General features: G+C 55.2%; 1 rRNA gene. It reads right to left on the bottom strand.

The annotated features are described in order from the left end of the window. A 16S ribosomal RNA gene (locus tag NNO08_RS23025) occupies positions 1–277 on the bottom strand; the annotation flags it as partial.

Genomic DNA, 277 nt, shown 5'->3' with positions numbered 1-277 from the left:
CATCCGACTTGACAGACCGCCTGCGTGCGCTTTACGCCCAGTAATTCCGATTAACGCTTGCACCCTCCGTATTACCGCGGCTGCTGGCACGGAGTTAGCCGGTGCTTCTTCTGCGAGTAACGTCAATTGCTGAGGTTATTAACCTCAACACCTTCCTCCTCGCTGAAAGTACTTTACAACCCGAAGGCCTTCTTCATACACGCGGCATGGCTGCATCAGGCTTGCGCCCATTGTGCAATATTCCCCACTGCTGCCTCCCGTAGGAGTCTGGACCGTG

The sequence above is a fragment of the Citrobacter sp. Igbk 17 genome (assembly GCF_028069775.1).
Taxonomy (GTDB): Bacteria; Pseudomonadota; Gammaproteobacteria; order Enterobacterales; family Enterobacteriaceae; genus Citrobacter.
This window is presented reverse-complemented; position numbering and strand designations above follow the sequence as displayed.